This is a genomic window from Pseudomonas graminis, from assembly GCF_900111735.1.
Taxonomy (GTDB): domain Bacteria; phylum Pseudomonadota; class Gammaproteobacteria; order Pseudomonadales; family Pseudomonadaceae; genus Aquipseudomonas; species Aquipseudomonas graminis.
The window spans coordinates 1-7,150 of the sequence record NZ_FOHW01000074.1; the positions used below are offsets into that span (position 1 = coordinate 1).

General features: G+C 52.4%; 5 protein-coding genes. All 5 read left to right on the forward strand.

Annotated elements, in window-relative coordinates; genetic code table 11:
• Positions 1-3,472, forward strand: a 3,472-nt coding sequence (locus tag BMY98_RS26260; RefSeq protein WP_245760129.1) for an RHS repeat-associated core domain-containing protein, incomplete at its 5' end; no start/stop codon positions are given.
• A gap of 121 nt (positions 3,473-3,593) precedes the next feature.
• Complete coding sequence (locus BMY98_RS26265) at positions 3,594-3,953, forward strand: hypothetical protein (protein ID WP_245760130.1); 360 nt, start codon at positions 3,594-3,596, stop codon at positions 3,951-3,953.
• 729 nt (positions 3,954-4,682) lie between these two features.
• Positions 4,683-5,144: a hypothetical protein gene (locus BMY98_RS26275; RefSeq protein ID WP_083398898.1), complete on the forward strand. Its 462-nt coding sequence runs from the start codon at positions 4,683-4,685 to the stop codon at positions 5,142-5,144.
• A gap of 367 nt (positions 5,145-5,511) precedes the next feature.
• Entirely contained in the window at positions 5,512-5,826 is a 315-nt protein-coding gene (locus BMY98_RS26280) for a DUF7716 domain-containing protein (protein ID WP_074893696.1), read from the forward strand.
• A 92-nt stretch (positions 5,827-5,918) separates the two neighbouring features.
• Positions 5,919-7,150, forward strand: a 1,232-nt coding sequence (locus BMY98_RS26285) for a DUF6531 domain-containing protein (protein WP_245760131.1), incomplete at its 3' end; no start/stop codon positions are given.

A 7,150-nucleotide genomic window follows, 5' to 3' on the forward strand; every position in this document is an offset into this window, starting at 1 on the left:
CCGCTTCTATGCCAGCGACCTGACCGTCGACAGCGTGTTGGGTCAGGGCTGGGTCTTGCCCTGGGAGCAGAGCCTGCGCCGCAGCGGAAGCTTCGTTTACCTTACCGACAACCAGGGCCGCAGCGTGCCCTTTGTCGACATCGAGCCCGGCGAACGCATCTACAACACCTACGAGCAGATTCATCTGGTCCGTACCCTGGGTGGGCATTACCTGCTGCAAACGCTCGACAACGTGTTTTTCTACTTCGGCGAAGTGCCGGACGACAACACTTCGGTGCCGTTGCAGCGTCTGGAAAATGCGCTGGGTCATTACCTGCATTTCACCCGCACGGTCGAAGGCACGCTCACCGATATCAGTGCGCCGGGCGGCGTGCGGATCCACCTGCATTACGACAACCCGCTGGGTCGCCTGAGCGACGTCAAACGCATCGTCGACAACCTGGCCGTGGAAACCCTCGTCCAGTACCGCTACGACGACAACGGCCAACTCATCGAAGTGATCAATCGCAATGGCGATTGCATGCGTCGGTTCAGCTACACCGACGGCGTGATGGCCAGTCACAGCAACGCATTGGGTTTGAGCTGCAACTACCGCTGGGAAACCATCGACGGTCAGCCACGCGTGGTTGAGCATTGGACCAGTGACGGCGAACACTTTCATTTTCGTTATGACTTTCAAAATCGTATTTCCTGGGCAGTCGACGTCCTTGGGCGCGAACTGGAAGTGCGATACAACGAGGACAAACGGGTCATCGCCAGTCGGGACTTTGGCGGCGAACGTTACGGCATCGATCTGGATGAAGCGGGCAACACGACCGCCATCAGTCTGCCGGACGGGAATCGTCTGACGTTCAAGTACGATGATTTTTCGCGCCTGATCGAAGAGACCGACCCGCTCGGTCGAAGCATCACCTACAGCTATCACCTCAGTACCACCTTGATCACCGAAACCGCCTTCCCGGACGGCAGCGTCTGGAAAGCCCGTTACGACGATAAGGGCAATCTGATCGCTGAAATTGATCCGCTGGGCCAGAAGACCGAGTACCTCAATAGCGAAGATGGCCTGCCGCACACCATCATTGATGCTACCTACAAGTCGAAATACCTCTGGTGGAATGGCTTGGCGCAGGTTGAGCGGTTTCAGGACTGTTCAGGGAAAAGCACCTTTTATAGCTATGACGATCGGTCCCATCTGATCGCTGTCACTGATGCGCTGAATCAGACAACACGGCTTGAGCGCAAACCCGACGGCGAAGTGGTGCGCATCGAGCATCCGGATGGAACGTCCGAATCGTTTACCTACAATGCCTTGGGCCAGGTGCTGACGCACACCGATGGCAAGGGTCAGACCACACGCTTGCTCCGTACTGCGCGCGGTTTGCCAAGCAGCCGGCAGGACGCGAAGGGCCAGCGGATTCGCTATGAGTACGACAAAGCGATTCGCCTGACAGCACTGGTCAACGAAAACAATGCGGCTTATGAGTTTGCATACGATGCGTCGGATCGACTGATCGAAGAGAAACGCATCGACAACCTGACCCGCAGATTCAACTACAACCAGGGCGGGCATCTGACGCGACTGGATGAAATCGGCTACGGCGAAAGGGCAGAGCGGCCGCAGCGCAGCACCGAATTCGAGCGTGATGTGATTGGCCGCTTGCTGGCGAAGGTCAACCAGGATGCGCGGCAGGATTACGGGTATGACGAGAACGATCGGCTGCTGTCGATAGCGCGACTACCTACAGCGATTGGTAAAAAGCTCGGCATCGGCGAAGAAAAGCTGGAGTTTGACTACGACATACTGGGCCGCCTGATCAAAGAGACCACACCGCAAGGCGCGCTCTCTTACGAATACGATCCGCTAAGCAACCTGACCACGCTGACATTGCCCACGGGCCAGCACCTCAATCACCTGTACTACGGCAGCGGCCACCTGCACCAACTCAACCTCGATGGAATGCTCATCAGCGACATGGAGCGCGATGACCTGCATCGGGAGGTCTATCGGTCCCAGGGCAAGCTAACCAGTTGTTTTGGTTACGACGCGATGGGCCGCAAGAGCTGGCAGTTTGCATCAACCATTCCGGCTGAAAAGCTGTCGCAGATCCAGAACCCAGGGATCAACACCTCATTGTTGGTGGATCATGCGTACAACCCTATCCATCGGCGGTACGAGTACGATCCAGCAGGCGAACTGACCCGCACGCTGGACAAACTGCGCGGCGAGATCAAATACGAATATGAAGCGAACGGCCAACTGCACAGTCGTGACACCGGGCGCTTGGTTGATAGCGAAGAGTTTCGGTACGACGCTGCGGCCAACCGCCTGAACTTCAACACCAGCCAGTTCGATCAGGTCAAAGACAACCGCATAAAACAATGGCGCGATCAGGAATATACCTATGACGCCTGGGGCAACCTGATTGAGAAGCGGGTAGGGCTGAGCAAGCTGCAGACCTTCAGCTACGACTGCGAAAATCGCCTTGTTCGCGCGGAGACAATGGTAAACAGCCAGACGCATAGCGTTGGCACGTATCGGTACGACAGCTTGGGGCGCCGAGTTGGGAAGACGTCTGAGATTCAAGGACGAACCGAGCACAAGCAATTCCTCTGGCAAGGCCTGCGGATGCTGCGTGAGGAAACGCCTTCGCAGAGCAGCCTCTATATTTATGAGCCAGGCGGCTACGCGCCACTTGCCCGGATTGACCAAAACGAAGCTGAGGCAGAGCAGAAGCTTTACTACTTCCATACCGACCAGATTGGTACGCCTCTGGAGATGACGGATGTCGACGGCCAGATCGTGTGGCAGGCGACGTACAAGGCGTGGGGTGAGATAGAGTCGTTGGCGGTGAGCGAGGTTAAGCAGAATCTGCGGTTCCAGGGTCAGTACTCCGACGACGAAACAGGGCTGCACTACAACACGTTCAGGTATTACGATCCGGAGGTTGGGCGGTTTCTGACACAAGATCCAATCGGATTGCTCGGGGGCACGAACTTATACCAGTTTGGTCCTAATGCGCAGACTTGGTCTGACCCACTAGGCTTAACGTGTGGTTCGCTTGTCAACAAAGTCGTAGCCGACGCTAATAAGGTTGCCTCGCCCGGCGGAAGTATTACTGCGAAGCAAGCTGAGATATTGCGCGGGAATCTACCTGTTGTGCAGCGGCGCACTGTGTTTCAGAATCAGATGGCTCGAAAAGAGTTTGTGGGTAATCAAAACTACTTAATGAAACAGTGGGAGGCTAATACGGGAAGGTCCTGGCCTTCAGGGGCAACCCCCCACCATATCATTCCTCTCGAAAGCGGGGGGGCTAATAAGTGGTGGAACTTGATGCCTACTAACGGTACATTGCCAAATCACTCTCTGCCAGGGATTCCCGGACCTCACGCGGCTGGAGGAGTGCTCAGAACCACTATTCAGCAAAGCCGAAAAGCACTGCCCCCTGGAACCATCACTGATTTGAGACTCTAGTATGTTTAATGTTGACATAGAAATAGATCGAATTGCCAGTAGTGACTTTTTTAGCAAGATGGGAGAGCCAAGTAGTAACTCGGAAGGGCTTATATATGTCCCTAGTGTAGGAGCAGTGTTTGTGAATCCCTCCGATACCGATTTCATTGGTATGTATAATGAAGTCGAGTGGTTGCCGACTGCTCCGACGCAGGATGATCCTTTCTACAGGTTTCCCGAGCTTCCTAAGGAGCTTGTTGATATAAGGCTGAGAATGAATAAAGCTGTTATGGCGGCCACTAGAGGGTTGGATAAAACTTTGTTCAAATCGGGCCCACATGATTTCAGCACCGCAGCGCGGAATGGTATTTGCTATGCCTTTCGGCAATATGCAGCCGAGGAGTATTTCGCTACCGGAGATCATTGGAGAATTATCGTGAACATGTACTACGCTGGCCGCTGGCCGGTGGGTTATTATCAGAGTGGCCTGATACTTATATAGAGATTTATTTGACGGAGATCAAAAATGGTAGCGGAAGGGGCGCGCAAACGGGAAGTCGGAAGACGAAACCCTGTCGATTCTTGAGTCTTTGCAAACTGTGGGTAAGTAAAATGCTCTCCAGCAAGGTTGTTAATTTTGCAAGGATGAAGGTTGGTGGGTCGATTACGCAAGCCCCGACTATGAAGTCGAGCTAAAAAAATTGGGTGTGGATATTTCGTCCGATTTTGCAGAATTCTCCCTTCACGTGGAGGACGGTCCCACTTTTATGCAAAACGGAAGAGAAATCTACCAGGTTTGTTGGTTTTCTAAAAACTCCAAATTTTAACTTGCCGTAAAGCTAGCGCATGAAACCCTTAATGTTCCTAAGGAATATCTTCCTTTGGATAGTTTTGAAGGTGACAGCGGGGTTTTATAATATAATCACCGGCGAGGTTATAGATTTGTCGCTAGGTCAAGATCTGATTGACTTTGCGCAAGGAAAACTTAAGCCGCAGTGGTCGAATTTTAATCAATTCGTAGAAATTTACTTCGATCTGTCTTGACTTATTTGGATTGTTGAGTGGTTTGCGGATTTAGTGGTCGGGTGGATAGTAACCTTGATCACTGCTTTTATGCTTTAGATATCAGCTTTGGCAACTCCTTAAAGTACACTGAATAAAAAAATGCAAGGCTACACATCAACTGCATACGTTACACGGCTTGTCCTCCAGTCGATAAGAAGTTGGATATATGGTAGATGTTAATGATGTATGCGATTGGGTTGGAAGCGACACCTATGTAGAGCTTCTCGAATTCTTAAGAATAGGGCGGAAAGTCGCAGTCAATGACGAGCCGGTTGCTGAGATTTTGCTCGGTCACGATGTTAATAAAATGAATGCCGCAAGCGTTTCGATAGCGGACCTTAAAAAGGTGGCAGAGAATAAGCACCAGTTTCTTGATTTTTTCTCTGCCAAACTGAGGTTGATCAACGGCACTGAAAATGAGCAAGAGGGGAAGTGCGAAGAGGACGACGATGATGTGGTGCTGAAGCTGCATCCTTTTTACAAAAATTTCTTGAATATTTATCTTATTGAGTTGTGTCTGCTCGTATCTAAGCCGGAGTTACTAGATTCATATTTAAAAGCAATCCGCATACCCAGTAGTAAGAAGTATGCTAGTCAACTAAGGGTGGCTTATAAATCAATTTTGTGATGTTTAGTCCTGGTTTTATAAGTCGGTAGTCCCAGTTTGGTTGCTATAAAACGAATAGTGTTAAGACTTCTCGGCGGAATCAGGCGGAGCATGCGATTCAATCTCGCTGTGATAGGCAGTTTGCTGGACTCCTTCGTTCAGAACGCGGATGAGGGTCGCCGATTTTTTTAGTGCGGTAACGTGCTTCTGCTTCCAACCTTCCCGCCGGCCGAATCACTCTTGGCACCACAACGCACAGTCGCCGAAAGACATTGAACTGATTCCTAGAGCACAGCATAAAGCTGCTGGCCCGGTACAACAAAGCCTCCACCCAAATCAACAGGGTGGATTTAAAAAATTACAGAGTTCCGCATGCTAAGGTGAGTTTATGAAGCTTTACAGTATCAGAGAAGTGATAGAAAACATCGATCAGATGCCCGAGTCATGGTTTTATCTGCCGCCTACAGATTGGGAATTGGATACTAAAGGTGCATTCTCGTTAAATTCCTGGGATTTTCCGCCTGACTCTACTGATTATCTACCGCCGCAGGTAGCTAGCGAAGGCTGGATAGCATCCTTAGATAAAGCATTGATCGAAGATGTAATATCTAATTTGGATCAGCAAATGGCTGGCGCTAAAACCGATGATTATTTCAGGGCTTTCAAGTTCTATTATGAGAATGATGCTTTTTTAGTAATTTAGGTATGTAGGTTTATGTGTGCTGAGAGTCTTATTACCCTGACTGGATAGTATACGTGGGATGGGATTCGTTAGGCGCACATAGGCCTATTTAGTTGTTGCTGTGCTCATACCCATTGCAGTGGGGCCCTTGCGAGTGCGCTGCCTGCCTTGGGGAGTATTTCGGCAAGAAATTCAGCTCGCCGGCCGGGGAGATTCAGCTCCCCGGCTGCTCTACCGATGTGTACATCAACAACCGCAATGCCGCGCATGTCGAGCTCAGCCTCGGCCGGTGCGAAAAACACCCGGCGCCGGTGCAGGTCGCCGAGGGCTCATCCAGCGTCTTCATCAATAGCGTGGCTGCAGCGCGCAAGGATGACAGGCTGACCTGTGGTGCACGGATTTCAGGCGGCTCGAACGATGTGTTCATCGGGGGCGGCACGGTTCAATACCTCCATATCGACGACGAAATTCCGGGTTGGCTTCGCGTCGTTGTCGACGTGCTGATGATCGTCGCATCGATGGGTAAAGCGTTGGTATCAGTCGCCAAGCTGGGGCTGACGCAAGGGTTGAAGGTTGCAGGGCCGTGCGCGCTGCGCTTCGGCGCTACCGTTGCCGCCAGCTACCTCTCGGGCACCTACATCATTGGTCCGGTAGTCGGGAAAGTCTTGGGCGGTTTTATCGGCAATCCCGTCGATCTCACGACCGGCCGCAAACTGTTGCTGGATTCAGGCGAAACCGACTTCGTACTGCCCGGCCTGATGCCGATTGAATGGTCCCGCTTCTATGCCAGCGACCTGACCGTCGACAGCGTACTGGGCCAAGGCTGGGTCTTGCCGTGGGAACAGAGCCTGCGTCGCAGCGGCAGCTTTGTGTACCTCACCGACAATCAGGGCCGCAGCGTGCCCTTTGTCGACATTGAGCCCGGCGAACGCATCTACAACCCCTACGAGCAGATTCATCTGGTCCGCACCCTCGGTGGGCACTACCTGCTGCAAACTCTGGACAACGTGTTTTTCTACTTTGGCGAAGTGCCGGACGACAACACCTCGGTGCCGTTACAGCGTCTGGAAAATGCCCTCGGCCATTACATGCATTTCACCCGCACGGTCGAAGGAACGCTAACCGACATCAGCGCGCCCGGCGGCGTGCGGATCCACCTGCATTACGACAATCCGCTTGGACGCCTGAGCGACGTCAAACGCATCGTCGACAATCTGGCTGTGGAAACCCTCGTCCAGTACCGCTACGACGACAACGGCCAACTCATCGAAGTAATCAATCGCAATGGCGATTGCATGCGCCGGTTCAGCTACGCCGAAGGCGTGATGGTCAGCCACAGCAACGC

What these genes read in the sequence shown, in the direction of transcription:
- BMY98_RS26275 (WP_083398898.1), top strand. Translation starts at nt 4,683, where the DNA reads ATGGTAGATGTTAATGATGTATGCGATTGGGTTGGAAGCGACACCTAT.
- BMY98_RS26280 (WP_074893696.1), top strand. Translation starts at nt 5,512, where the DNA reads ATGAAGCTTTACAGTATCAGAGAAGTGATAGAAAACATCGATCAGATG.